Raw genomic sequence first — 20244 nt, forward strand, 5'->3', positions numbered from 1 at the left:
CGATCGACGTATGCGTGCCCGCCTGCATTACGCGGTGATGACCGTTACGCTAAACGGCGCCGAAAGCAGGATCCCGTCAGAGCCTGCGTCGAAAGCCTCCCCATCCAGGATGAACGGCTTTTCCATGCGAATGCGGAGGCTATCGGCGCGTCCCGATCTGTAGCCGCTTCTCGCCATCCACTCGCGTGGCCGTCGCAGAAGGACCGCCCACAAAGCAGCGCTCAGCCGTAGCGGCGGTGCATCGATATTGAGCCAACGGATACCGCCGCGACCATGGCCCCAGAACGGCCAGAGTCCCAGCATCAGACTGTCGAGCGTTGTCGCCAACATCAGGAATCTGCGCGCGCCATCCGGCGATCCGCCATCGATGCAGACTTCCATCTGGACTCCGCCCGACATCGTGCGGCTGCGACCGAACAGGGCTTTGACGACGGTCGCCGCGAAAGCCACGGCAACCGCGAGACCTTGATGAATCCCGCGTCGCTCGATGCTTTCGGCGGCAATTCGCTTCGCTTCGGTAAAGGCGGCGGCGCCGAACAGGAACCCGCATACAGCAGGCCGCGCCGGTTCACCGATCCAGGACACCTGGAGAATCGGGCAGGTCCTTCTTCGGGTCAGATTGTTTGTGATTGCGGCGATAAGCTTTTCGAGCGCGCGTTCGCCGTGTCCTGGGCTACCCAACACGCGTCCTGCCAGATTTGTGTTTCCGGCGGAAAGGATTGCAATTTCCGGCAGCGACGAGAAGTCGCTGGTTGCAAGCGCACTCAAAACGTCGCGCACCGTGCCATCTCCCCCGCTGATCACAAGGATTTCGATCTTGTCGGATGCGAAAGTCCTAAGCACCTCGTGCAGCGCCGCGGCATTGGCCGGAGATGCGCGGCTTATCTCAGGGTGCCGTGCAAGGACGGCGTCCATTTGGACCGGATCCGCTTTGTTGGCATGGCTGCGTGGATTGATGATAAGCCCGATCCGCCGCGATGCAGCCGCATTCGTTTCGTGCGCGGCCATCAACTGCCGGACACTCTCAATGCGGACATCCGTGACGGCGGGACTCATGCTAGGGTGGGGATGGAGGTGGACCGGGGTGAATTTTGAGTAGCGCAATGAGTTTCAGCCTCGCCCATCTGTCCGATCTGCATCTGCCGCCCACCCAAACGGATGTTTCGTGGCGACGGCTGAACGGAAAGCAGTTCTTGGCTTTCCTATCGTGGCGCCGCAAGCGGCATCGCGTGCATACGTTCCAGCCAATGGCTGCGCTGCTCGCTGATCTTGCGTCTTATGCGCCGGATCATATCGCGCTGACAGGGGATCTCGTGAACTTCGCCCTTCCCGCGGAATTCAGGGCTGTCCGGCAATGGCTCGATCAGCGCGGGGCGCCAACCGATATCTCGGTCATCCCCGGCAATCATGACCTCACCGCCCAGGTTTCGTGGCAGGACGGCCTTGGCCAATGGGACGCCTGGATGAGAGGCGATGCCGGCGGCGCCCGAGGCGGAGCCGAGTGCTTTCCATTTCTCAGGCGTCGCGGACCCCTTGCCCTTATCGGCCTTTCCACGGCCGTGACCACACGGGTTTTCTCGGCAGCGGGCCAGCTTGGGCGCCCGCAGCTTGATCGCCTCGGCAAGCTGCTCGCGGAGACAAGTCGGGAAGGGCTGTTCCGGGTAGTGCTGATCCACCATCCCCCGGTCATGAGCCGTGGCGGCGAGCGGAAAGCGTTGCGCGACCGTGCAGCCTTCTGTGCGGTGCTGAAGCGGCAGGGAGCCGAACTTGTCCTACACGGTCATCATCACGTGACGAGTGTTGTTGGTCTTTCCGGGCCGAACGGCACCATTCCTTCCATGGGAGTTCCGGCCGCGCTCGCCACCACCGAAAAGCCCGAGATTGCTGGCTGGCACCTTCATCGCATTTCGCGGACCAATGCCTGCTGGCAACTCACCACCCTCGTGCGGCGCTATGATTCTGCATCGGACAGCTTCCGGCAGGCCGCCGAATGGACGATCGATTTGCCGTTAGCTCAGTAGCGCAACTTGATGGCGATATGGGTCTCCCCCGGACCGACCCGGAATTGAACCGATCGGAACGACGGTGGCGCCAGGAAAATCCGGGCGTTATTGGAAAAGCCATAGCCCTCGGCTGGCATGCCGATCAACGTGCGACCGAAGTGATGATCGTTGTTCTCGTCGTGATAGATGGCCACCGCGTAGACACCCGGCGCCGAAACGACGAAACAGCCGACCGCCTCTGTGGAGGACAGCGGCACGTGCATCAGGGCGAGCTTTCCCTTATGAGCCAAAAACCTGGCCGGATCCGCGCCATAAAGGGTGAAGGTGATATTTCCCGCGACGCTCCTCGCGCCGGTCGCGGTGATATAGAGGCGCGGGCCTGCCGCGGGGGCATTGGTCGCTGCGCAGGATGTGGCGGTTTCCTCGGCCGCATAGGCCTTCCCATAGCCGAACTGGCCGAACGCCAATGCGCAGACCATCACCATCGCAAGCCATCGAAGCCACTTCAGATCTGGCACCGGCTCGTCAGGCATCGGCGTTAAGGGACGGTTGGCCATCGTGGTCGCTCTATGTTCCGCTTGGGCGCCGAGCATCTGCATCGTCCGCACCGCTTGCAACCCACGGCGACACGATATCTCCTAGTCATACGTCCCGCGCGCAGGACGCACCTCGCGCGCTCGCACCTAATCTGTGGTAGGCCACCGGATCATGATTGCGGCGGAATGCCATATTGAAGGCGGAGAGCGTGGACGGCTTTCGAAGCGTCGGGATCGATGATTTGAGGGCCACCCCTGCCAAGCCCCGACGCGGATCCGCCCGAACGATCCCGCGTTATCTGCTTGTTCTCACCGCCGGGCCATTTACGGCGACATTGCTCATCGTGTTACCGGCCCTCTTGATCGAAAGGCTGCTACGGCTTTTCGACCTCATCGCGTCGACCGATGCGCCTGCCGGATCCGTCGGCCGGATGCTGGTCGATCTCGTGCCGCATTACCTCGGTCTGGCCCTTCCCGCGGCGATCTTTATCGGCATTCATTTCGTCATCGCCCGCCTGAGCGCGGGCAGCGAGCTTGAGGCGATGCAAAATGCCGGACTTTCATTGGCCTGGATCAGCCGGCCGTTTCTGCTCCTTGGCGCCATCGCCGCCGCCGGGGGCTTCGGCCTCTATGGCTACCTGGAGCCGCTGTCACGCTACGCCTATCGCGCGGCTTACCAGACTGCCACGGAGGGCACCTGGAATGGGGTCATTCCGCCCGGCCAGATCATTCAGGTCTCCAAGAACCTCATCGTCACGGCAGATGCTTCTGACCCGGCGACCGGCGCGCTGAGCCACGTGTTTGTCTATCAGCGGGCGCCCGATGGAAAGGAGAAGCTCACCACGGGCCGCAGCGGCACGCTCGTCCTTTCCGATGACGGAACGCAGGTCATGCTCAGTCTGAAAAACGGCGAGCAGATGAATGTCTTGCCCGACAATCGGATCGATTCCGTGTCTTCCGACAGCACGACAATGCACCATCCGTTCCTGCTGCACTTCGCGAACTTCCGCGCACGGGGTTTCGATGAACGGGAGATGACGATGGGGGAGCTGTGGCACGCGCGGAACCATCCGCATCCGCCTCAGCCCGTCCGCCGTCTCGACGGCGAATTCCACAGCCGGCTGGTGCGTTCGCTTTCACTCGTGGTGCTGCCCTTGCTGGCCATTTCGATTGGTCTCGCCGCCAAACGAACCCGCCGCCAATACGGAATCGTGGTCGGCGTCATCATCCTGGTGCTCTACGACCACGCCGTCCAGCTGGCTCAGGCCATCGGAACCGCGGGCCTGATGGATCCGCGATTGCCCCTTTGGGGATGTTTCCTGACGTTCACTGTCTTCTGCCTGTGGATGTTCCGGCGTGCCGTTCGTCATACGAGTGAGGGACCTTTCGACCGCATCTTCGATCTGCTCGAGCGGGCGTCCGATCGTATCGCGCGCGCCTGGCGTCGCCCCGTGCCAATGGGCCGACGAAAGATCCGCGCCTGGTAATCCGCCGCTACCTGACAGTGCTGTTGCTCACGCGCCTGCTCGGTGCCCTTTTCGGGCTGGCAGCCTTGCTGCAACTGCTCGACCTGCTGGACAAGGCTGGCACCATATTGGCGCATGGCGGCCTGGCCGACATTGGCCACTACGTCGGCCTTAGGTTGCCGACCACCCTGGCTGAGATGCTCCCATTGGCGACGCTGGTCGGCGCCTTGCTGGCGTTCCGCCAGCTGGCCGGCACTCAGGAGGCTACGACGCTGCGTGGGGCGGGCCTCAGCCTAGGGCAGATCCTTGGGCTTCTGCTGCCAATATGCCTCGCCATCACCATCGTGCATTTCGCACTGCGGACGGAGATCTCGCCTCGCGCGCAACGGGCCTTCTCCGATTGGTGGATCGTGAAGATACCTCCAAGCAACACGGACCCAGCGCCACCGCGCCTTTGGCTGGCCTCACATGGGGACATAGCCTCGATCGATAGGGTGTCGTTGAAGGGCCGGCGCCTGGAAGGCATCATGATCGCCCAGCGCTCCGACCAGGGCGACTTGCTCGTCCGGCTGGACGCGGGTTCGGCCCTTTATGAACATGGGCATTGGACGCTCTTTGCCGTCCGCGTCGCGCGACAGAACCATGCCGAAGCCCGATTTCTCCCGACCCTTGGCTGGCCCCACGGCCCTGCACCCGCCAATATGATTGACCTCGCCCAACCGGTCGACAGCATGACGCTCGGCCGGCTGATTGCCACGCTTCGCGGCCGCTGGGCTGGCTCGCAAAGCATGGATTTCTACCGCACCCAATTGCATGGGACGATCGCCTCCCTGTTCGATCCCCTCCTCATGATACTGTTTGCTGTGCCGGTTCTGCTGGCGCCCCCGAGAGCCTCAGGCGGCGGCGTCTACATGGCTAGCAGCCTCATTCTCGGCCTCGGTTACCTCACCTCTGCCGGCCTTCTCAGCGCTTTGGGAGAGGCCGGGACCTTGCCGCCTTGGCTGGCCGGATGGGCCGCACTCGTGCTGTTTTCAGGCTATGGCGGCCTGCGCCTGATCCAGGCTGAGGGTGACTAGGCGGTCTGGCCCTGCCCAGCGCCTCCCCTCCCGGTTGCTTGACAGCCGATCTCTTTAAGTTTCAATCACCGCCCTAAGGAGAGTTGATGTACCCGCGCCGGCGTAAATACGGACAGAGCTTCGATCTCGAACGAATGATTCTGCGGGATTTATCCAACGTCCACGGAAGCCAAACATCGGACCAGGTGCGTTGCAAGCGCGCTCGTCCATACACGGACAGCCCTCCACCCGATGGCCCTCCCCGCCGGGAGCAATGGATGTGAACGGTTCGACTTCACGCCTGGACGCGATCGAGATCATACCCGTCATCGGCAGCGCCGGACTGAAGCGTTTCATCCGCCTGCCCGACAGACTCTTTCGCGCCGAGCCGCACTATGTGCCGCCTCTCCATTCGGAGCGTCAGGCGGCTCTGACCCCCAAGGGCAATCCCTTCTTCGGCCATGCTGACGTCGCGTTCTGGCTAGCCGTCCGCAACGGCGTGGATATTGGCCGAATCAGTGCCCAGCGTGATCATCTGGCCAAAGTCGATCCGGCCGAGCCGGTCGGCAACTTTGGCATGCTGGTTTCGATCGACGAGCCGGCTGTCTTCGCCGCCCTCCTTTCGACGGCTGAACAATGGCTCATCGAAAAGGGCCTCAAACGCGTAACGGGCCCCTTCAACCTGTCGGTCAACGAAGAAACGGGCCTGCTGGTCGATGGCTTCGATACAGATCCCATGCTCATGATGCCATATGATCCGCCCTATGCGGATCACCACATCAAGGCGAATGGCTACAGTAAGGTCCGTGATCTCTACGCTTATATTTGCGATAGCTCCGCGGCCTTGCCGCCCGCCTCGGCCGCCATGGTGGCACGCGGCTTGCCATCGAACGTCGTCCTGCGGCCGATGCGTTTGAAGGACCTCAAGAGCGATATCGCCGCCCTCGTCGATATCTATAACGATGCCTGGGACGGCCATTGGGGGTTCGTACCCATCACTCAGGCCGAGGTAGACCATATGGCGAAGGCCATGCGGCCGCTCCTCCATGAGCGCCTGATCTGGTTTGCCGAGGTCGATGGCGAACCGGCGGCCTTCGGCCTCTGCCTCCCCAACCTGAACGCGGCCATCCGCGATCTTTCGGGTAAGCTGTTCCCCTTCGGCTGGGCCAAACTGTTGTGGCGATTGAAGGTATCGGGCGTAACGACGGCCCGCGTACCTCTGATGGGTGTGCGCAAACGTTTCGGCAATGGCATTTTGGGGCGGCTTCTTTCGCTTCACATCGTGGAGGCATTGCGGCGCGAAGCGTTGGCCAAGGGCATCACAGCCGTTGAGATGTCGTGGGTCCTGGAAGACAATATGCCGATGCGCCATCTGGCCGAAGCCGTCGGTGGACGCGCCTACAAGACTTATCGCGTCTATGAAAAGTCGCTGGCCGGATGACGCCAGGTGACGGACTGACAGCGCTGATTCTCGCCGGGAACCGCAGGGGTAGAATTGACCCCATGGCGGCGGCGGCCGGCGTCTCTCATAAGGCGCTGCTCCCCGTGGACGGGACGCCGATGATCCTGCACGTCATCAGGGCGCTCCAGGCCTGCCCTGCCGTCCACCGTATCATCGTCTCGACCGAGCCGTCGGATATTCTGGCCGCATTTGCGGAGGCACGCACGATCCTGGTCCGTCCCTCCGCCGCGTCGCCGAGCCGGAGCGTTGCTGCTTCCTTGCTAGAATTTGGAACTCCGCTGCTCGTCACGACGGCGGATCACGCATTGCTAACGCCCGAAATCCTGCAGTCCTTTCTTTCCCAAACGCCCGATGAGGCCGATGCCACGGCCGGCGTGGCGCGATCGGATGTGATACGCGTAGCCTATCCAACTACCCGCCGCACCTGGTTACGCATGCGCGATGGCGACTTTAGCGGCTGCAACCTGTTCCTCCTGCGCACACCGAGTGCCAGCCGAGCCGTGGACTTCTGGCAACGGTTGGAACAGCAGCGCAAGAGCCCAGTCGCCATGGTGCGGATCATCGGCTTGACCGCGCTGTTCCGTTATTTGTTCAAAAGCTTGACGATGCAGGCCGCGGTTCGGCTTTTGGGTCGTCGCGTAGGAGCGAAGCTCGCAATCGTCGAGTTGCCATTCGCGGATGCCGCTGTCGACGTCGATAAACCATCGGACCTGCTGCTCGTCGACAAAACCTTTGCTAAACGCAAAGCGGCGTAATCAGCACCCGAGCCTAACCCACGACCATGTTCTGGATCACAAATCTTGGATTTCAATTACATCTCCGGGCCGACGCCAACTTTCAGCGGCATCGAGCAGCGCCTCGGCAACTTCCTAACCTTGCCGGAAGCGCTCGACTACGCGGCGAGCGGCGAGACAGGTCTCAACTTTTATTCCGTTCGGGGCGAACTGACAGAGGCGCTTCCCTATCGCACTTTGCGGGTCGAGGCGATTGCACTCGCCCGAAAGCTACTAGCGCGGGGATTGAAGCGCCAGGATCCAGTGGCGATCATCGCGGAGACACGGCCCGACTTCGTCCGCATCTTCTTTGCCTGCCAATATGCCGGCCTCATCCCTGTCCCGTTGCCCTTGCCGTTCGCCTTTGGGGGACGTGAGGCCTATGTCGCGCATATCGGACGATTGATCATAGAGGCGAAAGCGACCGCGTTATTCGCACCCAAGGCATTGATCGGATGGCTCTCTCCCTTTGCAGAGGATCAGGGGCTGGCCCTTTGCAGCACGGTTGCTGATCTGGCTGAGGCCCCCGACGCTGATGTGGCACTGCCGGTGATCGGGGTTGACGATACCGCGTATCTGCAATTTTCCTCCGGCAGCACCCGCTTTCCCATCGGGGTGGTGATCAAGCAGCGCGCCCTCATGGCCAATGTGTCTGCGATGCTGAGCCATGGGCTGGAGATTCGGCCGGACGACCGTGCCGTATCCTGGCTGCCGCTGTATCATGACATGGGGCTGGTCGGCTTCCTGCTTACCCCTGTGTCGGGCCAGGTGACGGTCGATTTGCTCGCCACGCAGGATTTCGCGCGACGCCCACAACTTTGGTTGTCACTCATCTCCAACGGCCGCGGCACGATCTCCTACAGTCCGAGCTTCGGCTATGACCTTTGCGCGCGGCGCGAGCAGTCCATCAGCAGGGCCGACCTGGATCTTTCGAGCTGGCGCATCGCCGGTATCGGCGGCGACATGATCCGACCAGCCGTATTGTCCGGTTTCGCAAAACTATTCGCTGCTTGCGGATTTCGGCCAGAAGCCTTCTTGCCGAGCTACGGCATGGCTGAAGCCACCCTCGCGATCAGCTTCGCACCGATCGGGCGTGGGATAGAGATGGACACCATCGACCTCGACCTGATGGAGCAGGTTGGCATCATCCAAGCCCCAGCCGACGAAAATTCCCGCGTCCGAACAGTCGTGCTGTGCGGTGTCGCCTTACCGAATCATGAGATTGAAATTCGTGATGCAGACGGCGCCGTTTTGGCGGACCGCCGCGTGGGACGGATCTTCGCGCGCGGCGCCAGTGTGATGCAGGGATATAACGGCCGACCCGATGAGACGGGCGTCAATCTCTCGGCCGATGGATGGCTCGCCACCGGCGACCTCGGCTACCACCTCGGGAAAACACTGGTGGTTACCGGGCGCGCCAAGGACCTCATCATCATCAATGGGCGCAACATCTGGCCGCAGGATCTGGAGTGGACGGTCGAACGAACTTCCCCCGAGGTCAGGACCGGCGACGTCGCGGCGTTTTCCGTGGAAGAAGATGGCCAGGAAATTCTCCTTCTTGCCGTCGAATCGCGCAGCATCACCGATCCGGCAGCTAGTCGCCGGCTGATCGAGGACGTTAGTGGAACGATTCGGGCGCAGCACGGGCTCGACTGTCGCGTGATCCTGTTAACACCTGGTAGTCTTAGCTATACTTCGTCTGGCAAACTGAGCCGTTCTCTCACGCGGCAGCATTACCTGGCGGAAGCACTTCCACGCGTTGTCGTCTCTGCGTGACGGCGCCGCTCGTCGCTGCCGTCACGGGTGGCACGGGATTTCTAGGACGCTACATCGTCGCGGCCCTCGCGGCCTCAGGCTGGAAGGTCCGGCTGCTGACGCGCCGCGCCCCGCTGCATCCCCTTCTGTCCGAGATCCCGCTTGAACTCGTGCTCGGGGATCTGGGTGATTCCTCCGCACTCTGCCGGCTGGTAACCGGCGCCTCCGTGATCATCCACGCGGCAGGACTGGTCAAAGCACGAAGCGCCCAAGAGTTCTTCGCGATCAACGCTGACGGAACCCGAAGATTGGCGGAGGCAATGGCGCGGAACGCTGTGGCCGCGCGGTTTGTCCTGATCTCGTCACAGGCGGCGCGGCATCCGCATCTTTCCGCCTATGCCGCCAGCAAGCGCGCGGGCGAAGACGCGATAATCGCCATCCTTGGCACCACGTCCTGGGTCATCCTCCGGCCCTGCGTCGTCTACGGACCTTGGGATATCGAGGGTCTCGCCATGATGCGCATGGCACGACGCTCGATCGCGCCTGCCATGACAAAGCCCGAGCTACGCATTGCCCTAATTCATGCGCGAGACGCAGCGACGGCCATCGCGGCGCTGAGCCCCGGCGGACCCAGCCATGCCGTGTTCGAAATCTCGGACGAGCGGATTGACGGCTACGGCTGGGCTGAACTTCTCGCAACGATCGGTGATGCCCTCGGAAATAGGCCCCGCATGCTGCACGTGCCTGATCTGCTGCTGAGTGCTGCAGGTGCTGCAAGCGACGGTCTCGCCACCCTCTCTGGCAAGCCCGCCATCTTCGGCCGCGCCAAACTGCGCGAAATCCTGCACCGGGACTGGGCACCTGACCGCAAGATGCGGCTGCCCGACGCTCTTTGGGCGCCACACATCACCCTCCAGTCAGGCATTGCCGAGACCGTCGCATGGTGGAAATCAGCCGGGTATCTGAGGGTTTAGGGCGAGATGAGATTCCGCCTTATCTGACACTTGCGGACCGCCCCATGAAATCGAGTATCGCATCGGCGCCCCGCTCCGCCGCCCCTGCGCTGCGGTCACCGAGCGACGCCTTCGCAAAGATCTCCTGCCTTGCTCGATAGAAATCATGCCGCTCGGGCGCCGAACCTATGGCCGACAAAAGATCCTTTGGGTCATCAACCACATCCCCGAGATGCCAATGCGCGAAGTTCGGGTCGTCACGCCACTGCACACCGCGTGCGTTCAGAAAGACACAGGGACGCGGCACCGCCAAAAACTCATAGACCTGGCCACTGACATCGCCGACATAGATGTCTGCTGCGTCTGCGTAAGTCATATCCATCAATCGGTCTGAACTCGTGTCGATTATGATGGTGTCAGTACTACGTGCCTCCCACATCGATCTGACCGACACGGACCGCCGCCGGAACATCTTTACATGCGGCGCGACAATCAGGTTGAATCTGGTCTGCCGGCCGAACTGGCCGAGCATCGGCTCGATGAATTTGTGCCAGGACGTGAGCCGCGGCGCCTTATGCGCGTTATAGAGCACCGTTGGGCGTTGATGCTTGAAAAAGGGCCGGTGCTGAACGCGCAATCGCGCACTGACTTCGAGTTTTACCGGACCGATCACAGCATGGTCGGCCGCCGTTACAAGCCCGCTCTTCAACAAACGCGTGGCGCTCTTGTCACCCGCGACAAGTACAAAGTCGAACGCTGCGGCGCGGGCATCAAACCCGCGCGCCCTATCTCCGAAACCATGTGGGCTGTAAATGAGCTTCGGTCTCCTGATACCAAGACGCCGTGCCGAGGCGACCGTGTCTTCGAGCGTGAAGATGGCGTCGTACTGGTCGAGTTCCGAGGCGTTGTCGCGCATCACCATTTCTTTGAACATGCCGAGAATGCGGATCGACTGCATCAACCGGGTCGGCGGCGATCGCCGAAGCCTGCGATAGGCCACTGGTGGCGTTCCGTAAGCCATACGGATGCGCTCAAGGTGTCGCGGCGTTTCAGGATCGTTGTAATAGCTGACAACATTGACGCCCGGGCGCGCCGCAAGTTCGAGTGCGATGGACGCTCCGTGATAGCATTGGTAGGCCTCGGCGATATAGAGGAAGGCAATGTTCATCTTGCAGGACATCTACGGACTGCCCGGGCTGCTTGGCAAACGGTCTTGAAGAAAAGAGACCGGCGCGAGGGTTCGCTCGGGCGCGTCTTCACCAATCTAGGGTGGCTTTTGGGGGGCAAGGCGATGGGCGCGGCCCTAAGCCTGGTCTACCTGGCGCTGGCTGCCCGCTCCCTCGGCCCTGAGGGTTTTGGCCAGTTCGCTCTGGTCCTGGGTGGCGCACAGGCGATTTCCGCCCTCGTCAGCTGTCAAACCTGGCAAATTGTTGTGCGCTATGGCCTGCCTCATGTGAAGGAGGGTCGTGCCGCCGCCGCCGCCCGCCTCGCCGGCTTCTGTCTCTCCCTGGACATGGCAGGCGCTGTCACCGGCTGCGTTATCGCTGCGCTCTCCGTCATGGTGCTCGGCCCGCTGCTCGGCTGGTCCGCTCAATTGTCGCATGCGGGCCTCGCCTTCAGCTTCGTGATTCTCCTCTCGGGAAGGTCCACCGCCGTTGGCATCTTGCGTCTGCATGATCGCTTCGGGGTCGGCGCCTCAGCTGACACGGTGACACCCATCATGCGCTTCGTGGGCGCCCTGACGGTGGTCGCGATCGGTGCCACGGTGCGCGGCTTCCTGGTCGCCTGGGCTGCCGGCGAAATCATGACCGCCATCGTCTACTGGGTCTGCGTCAGGGCCGTGGCACCGGGGTCCTTGACCTTCCCCACTGCGCGCACGATCCGCTTCGCCCTACGTGAGAACGCTGGCATATGGCGCTTCACCTGGATGACCAATCTCAACGTCACCTTGGACTACGGCGGCAAGCAAATGGTGGTTCTGCTCGTAGGCCTCATGGTGGGGCCGGTTGGGGCTGGTCACTACCGGCTTGCCAATCAACTTGCCCAAGCGCTGGCGCGGATTTCCGAAATGGTCTCGCGCGCGATATTTCCGGAGCTCGCGCGCGCCCACACGGCCAATGCGGGCGGCGACTTCAAGCGACTCCTGATGCGTGCGACCGGGCTCGCCTCGCTCGCGGGCATCATCATCACCCTCATTCTTCTGGTACTTGGGCATCCGCTGCTGGGGCTGATCGCGGGCCGGCAATACGCCGGCATCTATCCCCTGCTTCTTCTGCTCGGTGTGGCCGCCGCCCTCGATCTTGCGAGCGTCGTCTGCGCACCGGCACTCACCGCCATGGGAAAGCCCGGACAGGTCCTCCTCGGTCGGGTCTGCGCAAACATCTGCCTGTTCGGATCGCTCGCCGTTCTGGTGCCGTGGTTCGGCACGATCGGTGCGGCCGATGCCACCATCATCGCGTCGGGCGTCACCCTCGTGGTGTTCGGCGTCACCTTATGGCGCGCCGTCCGAATCACCGCCTGACTCCCTGGTCGCCTGAATCGCGAAGGTGCATGTCGATTCTGAGTCCACATAGAAACCTTGCAGCTTCTTGGGCGACCTGGTCGCCGTCTCGGTCGCCTTGAGCACACCGCCCTGGATCGATCCGGTCAGGTTGCTGGTTGCATCGCTATTCTGCATGGAGACTTCGCCCGCGGGGTCGACGGTGCCGGTGAGCGCATGGCTGTGTCGCACCCAGATTCGATTGCCCTTCACCTCGAGTATGATCGCGTGCGAGGCTTCTCCGCATCCTTCGATGATCTGGTCCGGAAAAGCCTCGCCACGATATGTGCCGTCGAAGCCGCTACCGGTGGAGACGCTTGCTGTAGACGCGGTCACAACTGCCGGTGGTGGCGGCGTCCCGCAGGCGTCAACGGTCGCGGCGAGCACCAGCGCAACTGCGAGAGGGATGTTGCAATTCGAAAAGCGCATCTTGGCCTCCGCTGTGCCAGTTCTATCCTACCATGTGCCTGTCATGGGTCACAGCGCGAGCCTCAGGCCGGCCGCATGAATGCCAAAATGGCGTCAGCCGCCCGCTCTCCCGCTCGACGGTCCGTCATCGAGAACGTTTCTGCCGCCGCGGCCTCCTGACGTTCCTTGAACGCGTCCGGATGGGCGATCACCCGATCAAGCGCTGCGGGAAGAGCATCGAACCCGCCGATCACCTCTCCAAGGGCCCAGTGTCCGTAGTCCGGTGAGGCCTGCCAGCCAGACTTGTGGGTGTTGAAAAAGATGGCAGGTCGCGGCCTTTGAATCCATTCATAAATTTGACTCGATACGTCACCCAGATAGATGTCGGCAGACTGCACATAGCTCATGTCGATCAACCGATCGCTTCCTGTGTCGATCAGCATCCCGGCGTTATCGCGAAGGTGCCTCGGCAAACGGGGCCGTAGTCTCGCTTTTCGGTGGATAATCGAGGTGTGAAGCAGTCGCTTGAACAGCATCACATGGGGGGCGAAGATCAGATTGAAGCGATCCTGGACTGCGAACCATTCCAGCACTTTTCTGCCTAGCGAATACCAGGACGACAGCAGCGGGTTGAAATGTGGGTTGTAAAGGACTGTCGGCCTGTCGTTGTCAAAGAAACGCGCGGGCGGCCTGAGGTTTAGCTGATCGAATTTCGGATATCCGACGATCGCATGATTGGATTCCGTCACCAACCCCAAGGCGAGCATCCGGCCCCGCACCTTTCGTCCAGACAGAAGCACTAAATCAAAGCTCTTGGTCGCGGGCTGGAATCCGGCCGCACCATCACCCGCGCCATGCGGAACATAAATTAATTTTGGAGCGGTCAGCCCGAACCGCGTCTTCAGCAATGTCGAGGTCGTCTCCGGTACAATCAGCGCATCGAATTGCCTGAACAGGTCGAGATTCTCCCGGAGGATTGCGATTCGCTTAAAGGGTGCGACATGACGAAGAAGGTGGTCCGCCGCGCGGCTTGCCGCGCTGATCCGCAGACTTCTGAAGTGGACAGTTACATTCGGCGGAATAAGTGCTTGCGCTACCGCACGTTGCGCCTCGCTCGACGTCAAAATCTCGACATCGATGCCTCGCTTCGCAAGTGCTGCCGCGATGGGAATGGTATGCGGCACCTGATGGCTTGCATCGTGGTTATATAGAAAGCCGATCCTCATCGCCGAAAGACATTCGCACGTTTCAAACGCTGCCGTATGATTCCATCAACGCGCCCCAGCTTGCCATGGAGCGAGACGTCCATGCGCTTGACATCGATCAGGGTCACCGATCCAGCCGTCGCGAGCGTATGCAGGCCTTCCGTGAAAGGTGCCATCCATGGTGGCGCGACGAGCATTTCGCCAACGGTCGCCGAAAATTGCGTTTCATCGAGACAATCAATCTCCAGGATGCAAATCGCGGCGCCGTAAGTCGCGCGACAATCCTGCACGGGAAGATTGATGACGCCGTTCCTCGCGAACGGCGTACCTCCGGGGCGGGTGCTGGAAAGATCGATGCGTACTGGATTGAGCGGGTGCAGTTTCCATGGACCCGTCAAGCTATCCGACCACGCCACATGAAGATGGCTCTTTTTGGCGAGCTTGCTATGTGAGGGGGCATAGAACAGCCACCACTTTTCCCCGTAGAAAAATGGTGTCGCGTCGATTGCCGGACCATCCAGCGGAACCTCGCAGACGGGTTCCCATTCGAACGGAAACCGCCGGGCTCGATACAGAGTCAAGGCCCCAGATTGGAACGCCTCAGGAAGCATCCAGATTTCACCATCCGCCTCAAAAACGAAGGGATAGGACAGATGCCAGGGCGTTTTCAAAACCGTGCGGCATTCCAGCAAATTCAGGTCACGATCAAAAATAAGGAGATCGATATGCCCAACACGGTCGCGGTAGTCGAAGGCCTCGGCAAAAACGTGGAGGTGTCCGCCACGCCACAATGCGAAGGGATCGGCTCGAAAGGAACCCGGTGGCATATCCGGAAGCCAGACGACCGAGGACGCGTCGATGCCGCCGCGCAGGATCACCTCGGCGGGCTGCTTCACGATCGCGCATCGCCAGATGTCCATCGGTCGGAGCATCGGCATCTTATAGGGCGAGCGAAGATGACATGGCTACAAGCGCTCATGCTCGCGCAGGAACTCCATGATCGCCTTCGCGGCACGGCGGGACGCGCCCGGACTGCGGTCACCCAGGGACGCAGCCGCCATCGCCACCTGCCTCTCCAGATAGATGGGGTGCCGCGCCTTTGCCGCGCGGATCGCGGGCATGAGCTGCTCCGGCTCGGTGATGACATCGCCAAGATGCCAATGCGCGTAGCTCGGGTTAGTCTCCCACGCAATCCGGTGAGGATTGAGGAAGATGCAAGGCCGCGGCTCGATGAGAAATTCGTAGATTTGACTACTGATATCAGCCACATAAATGTCGGCGGCCCGTGTGTAGCTCATATCGACGGAATGGTCGGATCCGGTATCCACGATGACATTTGCCGAGCTTCGCGCTTCCCATTTCGCACGGAGCCGCCGGCTGCGACGCCGGAAGAATTTAACATGCGGCGCCACGATGAGATTGTAGTCATCGGACGCCGTAAACTCCGCAAGCATCGGTTCTATGAAGGTGTCCCAGGATCGCAACCCAGGCGTGATATGAGAATTATAGAGCACGGTCGGACGTTTCACAGCGAAAAAGGTGTCTTGAGCGTCGTAGAGCAAATTAGCGGTTTCGAGCTTCACCAGACCAATCGCGCGATGATTGTCCGGACGAACGTAACCTGATTCCATCATGCGCGTTGCCGACTTCGGCCCGGGCAGGAGCACCAGGTCGAAGTGTTTTGCCCGGCCGGAAAATCCTACAATTCCATCACCCGCCCCATGCGGCAGGTAGATCTTCCTGGGTCGATCAGCAGCGTTGGATGTCTCGAATAGTCTGTAAGCGGTGTCTTCCACCGAAACGACCGCGTCATACTGTGCGAATGCACGTTCGTTTGATCGGTAGACGGTGTATTTGAGAAATCCAAAGATCTTGAGTCTCTGAACAAATGTCGTAAACAGACTGCGCTTCATACGAATATAGTTCATGGGCGCCGCGCTGTACAGCACCCTTATGCGGTCCAGATGATAAACAGAATCCGGGTCGTTATAGTAGATCGCCACTCGGACATCGGCCATCTTGGCCATTGCAAAAGCCACAGAGGCCCCATGATAGCACTGGTAGGGTTCTGCTACGAAGACGAACGCTATCTTCTTCATCTCAACCAGCCGACCGCTTTAGAGACCGAGCCTCTCTCCATCGGCGTCGCAACACGCCTTGAATGCGGACCGCCTCCCCGTAGAAAGACGCCTCTGTCCGCTTGACGTCGATCAGCGTGACCGGGCCCGCGGAGGCGAGCGTATGCAAACCCTCCGTGAACGGCGCCATCCAGGAGGGCGCACTCACACCCGCACGATCCGTCGCCACGAATCCTGTCCCGTCCAAAGTCTCGATTGAAAGGACGCGAATGGCGCCGCCATAGGTTAATCGGCAGTCCTGAACGGGCAGAATGATCGCGCCGCCCCAAACCATCGGTCTGCCGCCCGGACGAGCACTCGCCAGATCGGCACGCACGGGATTGAGCGGATGAAGGTGCCAGGGGCCGGTCAGCCTATCGGACCACGCCACGTGAAGGTTGCTGCGACGAGCCAAAGCATCGTGAGAGGGCGAATAGAACAGCCACCACCTGCCGCCGTGCCAAAGAGGCGTTGCATCGATCGCCGGGCTGTCGAGCGGGATTGAGTAGACCGCCTCCCAGTCGTCCGGAAAAGAACGCGCGCGATACAGGGTCAGCGTACCCGATTTATAGGCCTCGGGCAGCATCCATGTGTCGCCCTCGGCCTCGAAGACGAATGGATAAGAGAGGTGCCAAGGCGTTCTTAGAATCGGCCTGGTTTCGAGAAATTTGAGATCGCCATCGTAAACGAGCAGATCAATATGGCCGATCCGGGTCCGGTAATCGAATGCCTCGGCAAACACATAGAGGCGCCCATCCCGCCATAGCGCGAAGGGGTCCGCCCAGAAGGTAAATGGGGGCGTATCCGGAAACCAGATTGCAGAGCCTGGGCTAACGCCGTCGCGGACAATCTCCTCCGCCGTCTGCTTCACGATCGCGCACCGCCAAATGTCCAGTGGCCGCGGCATACGACCTCCCTCGTCAACATCACCTTATAGAGGCGGCGAACCACACCTGACCAGAAGCCCCGATCGTATAGGGCGAGGATCGAGAGGACGTTGACGACCAGCCTAAGCTCCGGAAGGAGAAGAGTTACGCCTCTGCGCGGGGCAGGTCCATCACCTCAGTAGAAGAACACCTGCAAACGAGACCAGCCTGAAGATTCGCGTTTGCCCAACCACATCCGACTTGGTTTGAAAGGCGAAATGTCACTCGCGCAATGGCATCGCGATGGGCCGCATTGGCGAGCCGGTAGCGCCCGCCAACTTTATGCAAGCGCCAATAAAAGCAAATTCAAAGACCGCATTGGCGCTCAATTCATCGAGCTGGGCCATCTCCAAGATAGGCACCCCGGCCTCTGCTAACAAATAACAATGAACCGGAAGATAGTTTCCCGGCTCAGTGGACGGAACTTGCTCCAACGTCAAATTATCCGCTCCGATCATAACCGCGCCCCCTTTGCAAAGATACTCCGCCCCTTCGCGCGTGAGCCCAGGAGTATTGGCGCAAAACGCTGCAGCATCGAGCCAATGCTTCATCTGTCCAGTACGGAGAAGCACCACATCTCCTGGACGTAGCTCTGTCTTCTGATGCTTGAGGCAGTTCTCCAAGTCCTTCGCGCCGATGCCGTAGCTAGGAGGGAGGACGTCGAGTCCGTGCATGCTTGCGATATCCAGCATGATCCCCCGCGCCACTACCGGAGGATGTTTCTCCGCGCCGCATTTGTTCCAGCCGCGGCTGCCAAGATTATCATCGATAGTGTAATTGTTCCATATCCGTCCCCTAAACCCAAAATGGTTGAGCGCATCAATATGGGTGCCGCAATGGGTATACATGGAGACCGCATCGCCTGAATAAGCTACCAGATCGTTTGTAGCGTCGTCCTGCTTCATGGAATTCCAGACATTTTCTCCGGGTGGAGTATGGGTCATCCAGATCTGATAGGAAGGATCGCCAGCGGCCGTCCAACTCGGCATCCCGACGAAGTTATCTACTGAAAGATCGTAAACATGGGAGGCATCCGCCCGCCGCATGATTGCATCACGAGACGCGCCATCGATGAGATTGAGCATCCCTACTTCATCTGTTGGCCCGAAAGGGCTCGTCGAGACTTGCCGAAAACTCGCGTTCCATGCCGCGATCTTTAGCTTCATGGCTTCGTTAACAATCTGCGGTGAGCACATGTTACATCCTATCGATCGACTGTGACTTGGAGAGATCTAATGCAACGTGATGAGCTAAATTCCAGACGAACCGGATCAGAATCGCGGGTCATTTACTACACAATCTCTTCGCCTCGCGCAAATTCGCACGACGGGACTACCGCCAGAATCACTTTGACGTTGCGCAGGTTGAGCATCAGATATTTGCACCAGAGCCTGCGCCGGAAGCCTCAGCTCGTCGGAGATCCGGCTTGCGCCTGCACCGGATCCGAAGGACGCGCTCTTCCGGCAGCGGGATGAAATCCTTGTCGCCACCGGGGACCTTCGCGAAGCGGCCTGCTTTCCAATCCGCTTTACCCTGCTCAATCCGTTCGCGCGACGAAGGGACAAAGTTCCAGAACAAATGGCGCGGCCCGTCCATCACCGCGCCACCCAGCAACAGCAGCCGGGCCCCCCTCAGCCCCGCGCGCAGTGCGATGCTGTCATTGGCTCGGAACAACGGCATGCGGCTGGTGTCGAAGTAAACGCCGGCGATTTCGACGCCGCCCTCCACGACATAGGCCGCGCGTTCCTCATGGCTGTCCGGCATCGGCAGGACTGCGCCCGGCTGCAAGCACGGCATCGGCGTAGAACAATTCCGACGGCGTGAGGACCGGCGCGCGCAGGCCCCAGCCATAGCCAGCGATCAGCCGTAGCTTGGCACCGCCATTCTCAATGACTGGCAGGGCATCCGCCCCGTGGTGGAGAAAGCCAGGCGCCACCTCCTTATGCTGCCGTGGCAGGGCCACCCAGGACTGGATGCCGAACAGCCGGTTCGAATGCCCCGGGCGCTCTTCGCCGTCCGCTCAGAATGGGCGATACCTTGCCCCGCCGTCATCCAATTGACGTCGCCGGGCACGATCGACTGGTCGGAGCCAAGGCTGTCGCGGTGCTGGATCGCGCCATCGAATAAGTAGGTTACGGTGGACAGCCCGATATGGGGGTGCGGCCGCACGTCCAGCCCCTTGCCGGTCAGGAACTCGCCAGGCCCCATCTGGTCGAAGAAGATGAAGGGGCGACCATCTGCCGCTGCCTGGCCGGGAGTGCGCGCCGCACCTCGAATCCGCCGATATCGTGGGCTCGTGGGAGGATCACGTTTTCCATGCAGGCCGGCATCGTCTCGTTTGGGCCGGTTTCGCCGCTCATCATATTTGTCCTTTCAACTTTGGCGGCTCGAACTCGCGGGCGCCGACGTGGGCGCGCGCTGGCAGCCGCTCACAAATCATTGGATGCCGCATGTCAATGATTTCGTGCTGGTCTTCAATGATCTCCATATTGCCATGACTGCTGCCCGCGTCGGCGGACTCGCCGAACGTCTCCTCAGCCGTCCGACACCGCGCGTAACCCAAACGCATGCGCGAATAACAATGATTGCCGCTCGTTAGTCCCTAGCGATGCTCCATAGCGCCGGCAAATACGGTAAAGCGGGCCACACGGACCCCGGCCAGTAGGCAGCCTGTTGCGCCAGTGGAGCATCCCACCAAGATCGAAACTGCCGACTTGTGCATCGACTTTGACGGCGTGACTGCGGTCGGCTCCGGCCTCTCGACGTGTCCAGACCAGGGAGCGCTCCGCCACATTTCAGGCCGCGACGCACCAGTCCTGTGCGGCCGCGATGACGGTGACCGTTACTGTCACCACGCGCTCGACCTCGCTCGGTCCGAAGTCCAGCAGCGCCTGCCCATCTGTCCAGCGCCAGCAGGCGCCGCCCTGCCGCTCGATCGCGTGGAAACCCAAGGCCAGGCGATGATCCGCGAGATCCAGCGCCACCCCGTCGAGCGTCACCTCCGCGACGACCGCCCCCAATCGGCGCTGGTCGCCGGGCGCCTTGG

General features: G+C 61.0%; 19 protein-coding genes and 1 pseudogene. 9 read left to right on the forward strand and 11 right to left on the reverse strand.

Annotation, left to right across the window (positions count from 1 at the left end):
• Nucleotides 1–27: 27 nt before the first annotated feature.
• The gene (locus GSQ92_RS00125; protein ID WP_158800796.1) at nt 28–1056 is read right to left on the reverse strand and encodes an acylglycerol kinase family protein; all 1029 of its coding nucleotides are present in this window, start codon (nt 1054–1056) and stop codon (nt 28–30) included.
• 47 nt (nt 1057–1103) lie between these two features.
• On the opposite strand from GSQ92_RS00125, the gene GSQ92_RS00130 reads away from it, so the two are divergent.
• A complete protein-coding gene (locus GSQ92_RS00130; protein ID WP_158800797.1) occupies nt 1104–2021 on the forward strand; it encodes a metallophosphoesterase in 918 nt (305 codons plus the stop codon).
• Here GSQ92_RS00130 and GSQ92_RS00135 read toward each other — a convergent pair.
• Nucleotides 2015–2560, reverse strand: coding sequence for a DUF2141 domain-containing protein (locus GSQ92_RS00135; protein ID WP_158800798.1), 546 nt, complete (start codon nt 2558–2560; stop codon nt 2015–2017). The two genes, GSQ92_RS00130 and GSQ92_RS00135, sit on opposite strands and share 7 nt — an antisense overlap.
• A gap of 188 nt (nt 2561–2748) precedes the next feature.
• Between GSQ92_RS00135 and GSQ92_RS00140 the strand changes: the two genes are divergently transcribed.
• From GSQ92_RS00140 to GSQ92_RS00165, 6 genes are all read left to right on the forward strand, one after another.
• Entirely contained in the window at nt 2749–4026 is a 1278-nt protein-coding gene (locus GSQ92_RS00140) for an LptF/LptG family permease (RefSeq protein ID WP_158800799.1), read from the forward strand.
• Between the two features lie 17 nt (nt 4027–4043).
• Nucleotides 4044–5081 carry an LptF/LptG family permease gene (locus GSQ92_RS00145; protein ID WP_158800800.1) on the forward strand — a complete coding sequence of 346 codons (1038 nt, stop codon included), beginning with the start codon at nt 4044–4046 and terminating at the stop codon, nt 5079–5081.
• 259 nt (nt 5082–5340) lie between these two features.
• Entirely contained in the window at nt 5341–6501 is a 1161-nt protein-coding gene (locus tag GSQ92_RS00150) for a GNAT family N-acetyltransferase (RefSeq protein WP_254065424.1), read from the forward strand.
• Nucleotides 6498–7277 (forward strand): nucleotidyltransferase family protein, encoded by a 780-nt coding sequence (locus tag GSQ92_RS00155; protein WP_158800802.1) that lies wholly within the window; start codon nt 6498–6500, stop codon nt 7275–7277. Before GSQ92_RS00150 ends, GSQ92_RS00155 begins: the two co-directional genes overlap by 4 nt.
• A gap of 45 nt (nt 7278–7322) precedes the next feature.
• Nucleotides 7323–9071, forward strand: coding sequence for a fatty acyl-AMP ligase (locus tag GSQ92_RS00160; RefSeq protein ID WP_254065425.1), 1749 nt, complete (start codon nt 7323–7325; stop codon nt 9069–9071).
• The gene (locus tag GSQ92_RS00165) at nt 9068–10024 is read left to right on the forward strand and encodes an SDR family NAD(P)-dependent oxidoreductase (RefSeq protein ID WP_158800803.1); all 957 of its coding nucleotides are present in this window, start codon (nt 9068–9070) and stop codon (nt 10022–10024) included. Before GSQ92_RS00160 ends, GSQ92_RS00165 begins: the two co-directional genes overlap by 4 nt.
• Nucleotides 10025–10043: 19 nt before the next feature.
• Here GSQ92_RS00165 and GSQ92_RS00170 read toward each other — a convergent pair whose 3' ends face one another.
• The gene (locus tag GSQ92_RS00170; RefSeq protein WP_158800804.1) at nt 10044–11171 is read right to left on the reverse strand and encodes a hypothetical protein; all 1128 of its coding nucleotides are present in this window, start codon (nt 11169–11171) and stop codon (nt 10044–10046) included.
• Between the two features lie 45 nt (nt 11172–11216).
• On the opposite strand from GSQ92_RS00170, the gene GSQ92_RS00175 reads away from it, so the two are divergent.
• Entirely contained in the window at nt 11217–12524 is a 1308-nt protein-coding gene (locus GSQ92_RS00175; RefSeq protein ID WP_254065427.1) for a lipopolysaccharide biosynthesis protein, read from the forward strand.
• Here the strand turns inward: GSQ92_RS00175 and GSQ92_RS00180 are convergent.
• The 7 genes and pseudogenes from GSQ92_RS00180 to GSQ92_RS00210 all read right to left on the reverse strand — a co-directional run bounded on the left by GSQ92_RS00180 (nt 12495) and on the right by GSQ92_RS00210 (nt 19558).
• Nucleotides 12495–12971 carry a hypothetical protein gene (locus GSQ92_RS00180; protein WP_159012809.1) on the reverse strand — a complete coding sequence of 159 codons (477 nt, stop codon included), beginning with the start codon at nt 12969–12971 and terminating at the stop codon, nt 12495–12497. The two genes, GSQ92_RS00175 and GSQ92_RS00180, sit on opposite strands and share 30 nt — an antisense overlap.
• A gap of 62 nt (nt 12972–13033) precedes the next feature.
• Nucleotides 13034–14176: a hypothetical protein gene (locus tag GSQ92_RS00185; protein WP_158800806.1), complete on the reverse strand. Its 1143-nt coding sequence runs from the start codon at nt 14174–14176 to the stop codon at nt 13034–13036.
• Complete coding sequence (locus GSQ92_RS00190; RefSeq protein ID WP_216856703.1) at nt 14173–15033, reverse strand: formyl transferase; 861 nt, start codon at nt 15031–15033, stop codon at nt 14173–14175. Before GSQ92_RS00190 ends, GSQ92_RS00185 begins: the two co-directional genes overlap by 4 nt.
• A gap of 87 nt (nt 15034–15120) precedes the next feature.
• On the reverse strand, nt 15121–16254 hold the full coding sequence (locus GSQ92_RS00195; RefSeq protein WP_158800807.1) for a CDP-glycerol glycerophosphotransferase family protein: 1134 nt from the start codon (nt 16252–16254) through the stop codon (nt 15121–15123).
• A gap of 1 nt (nt 16255) precedes the next feature.
• Nucleotides 16256–17179 (reverse strand): formyl transferase, encoded by a 924-nt coding sequence (locus GSQ92_RS00200; RefSeq protein WP_158800808.1) that lies wholly within the window; start codon nt 17177–17179, stop codon nt 16256–16258.
• A 240-nt stretch (nt 17180–17419) separates the two neighbouring features.
• Nucleotides 17420–18394 (reverse strand): cyclase family protein, encoded by a 975-nt coding sequence (locus GSQ92_RS00205; protein ID WP_158800809.1) that lies wholly within the window; start codon nt 18392–18394, stop codon nt 17420–17422.
• A gap of 175 nt (nt 18395–18569) precedes the next feature.
• Nucleotides 18570–19558: pseudogene (locus GSQ92_RS00210) on the reverse strand (pirin family protein).
• Nucleotides 19559–19563: 5 nt separating this feature from the next.
• On the opposite strand from GSQ92_RS00210, the gene GSQ92_RS00215 reads away from it, so the two are divergent.
• On the forward strand, nt 19564–19797 hold the full coding sequence (locus tag GSQ92_RS00215; RefSeq protein ID WP_158800810.1) for a hypothetical protein: 234 nt from the start codon (nt 19564–19566) through the stop codon (nt 19795–19797).
• A gap of 196 nt (nt 19798–19993) precedes the next feature.
• Here GSQ92_RS00215 and GSQ92_RS00220 read toward each other — a convergent pair.
• Nucleotides 19994–20244, reverse strand: a 251-nt coding sequence (locus tag GSQ92_RS00220; RefSeq protein ID WP_371418529.1) for a hypothetical protein, incomplete at its 5' end; no start/stop codon positions are given.

It is taken from the genome of Acidisoma sp. S159, from assembly GCF_009766125.1.
Lineage (GTDB): Bacteria > Pseudomonadota > Alphaproteobacteria > Acetobacterales > Acetobacteraceae > Acidisoma.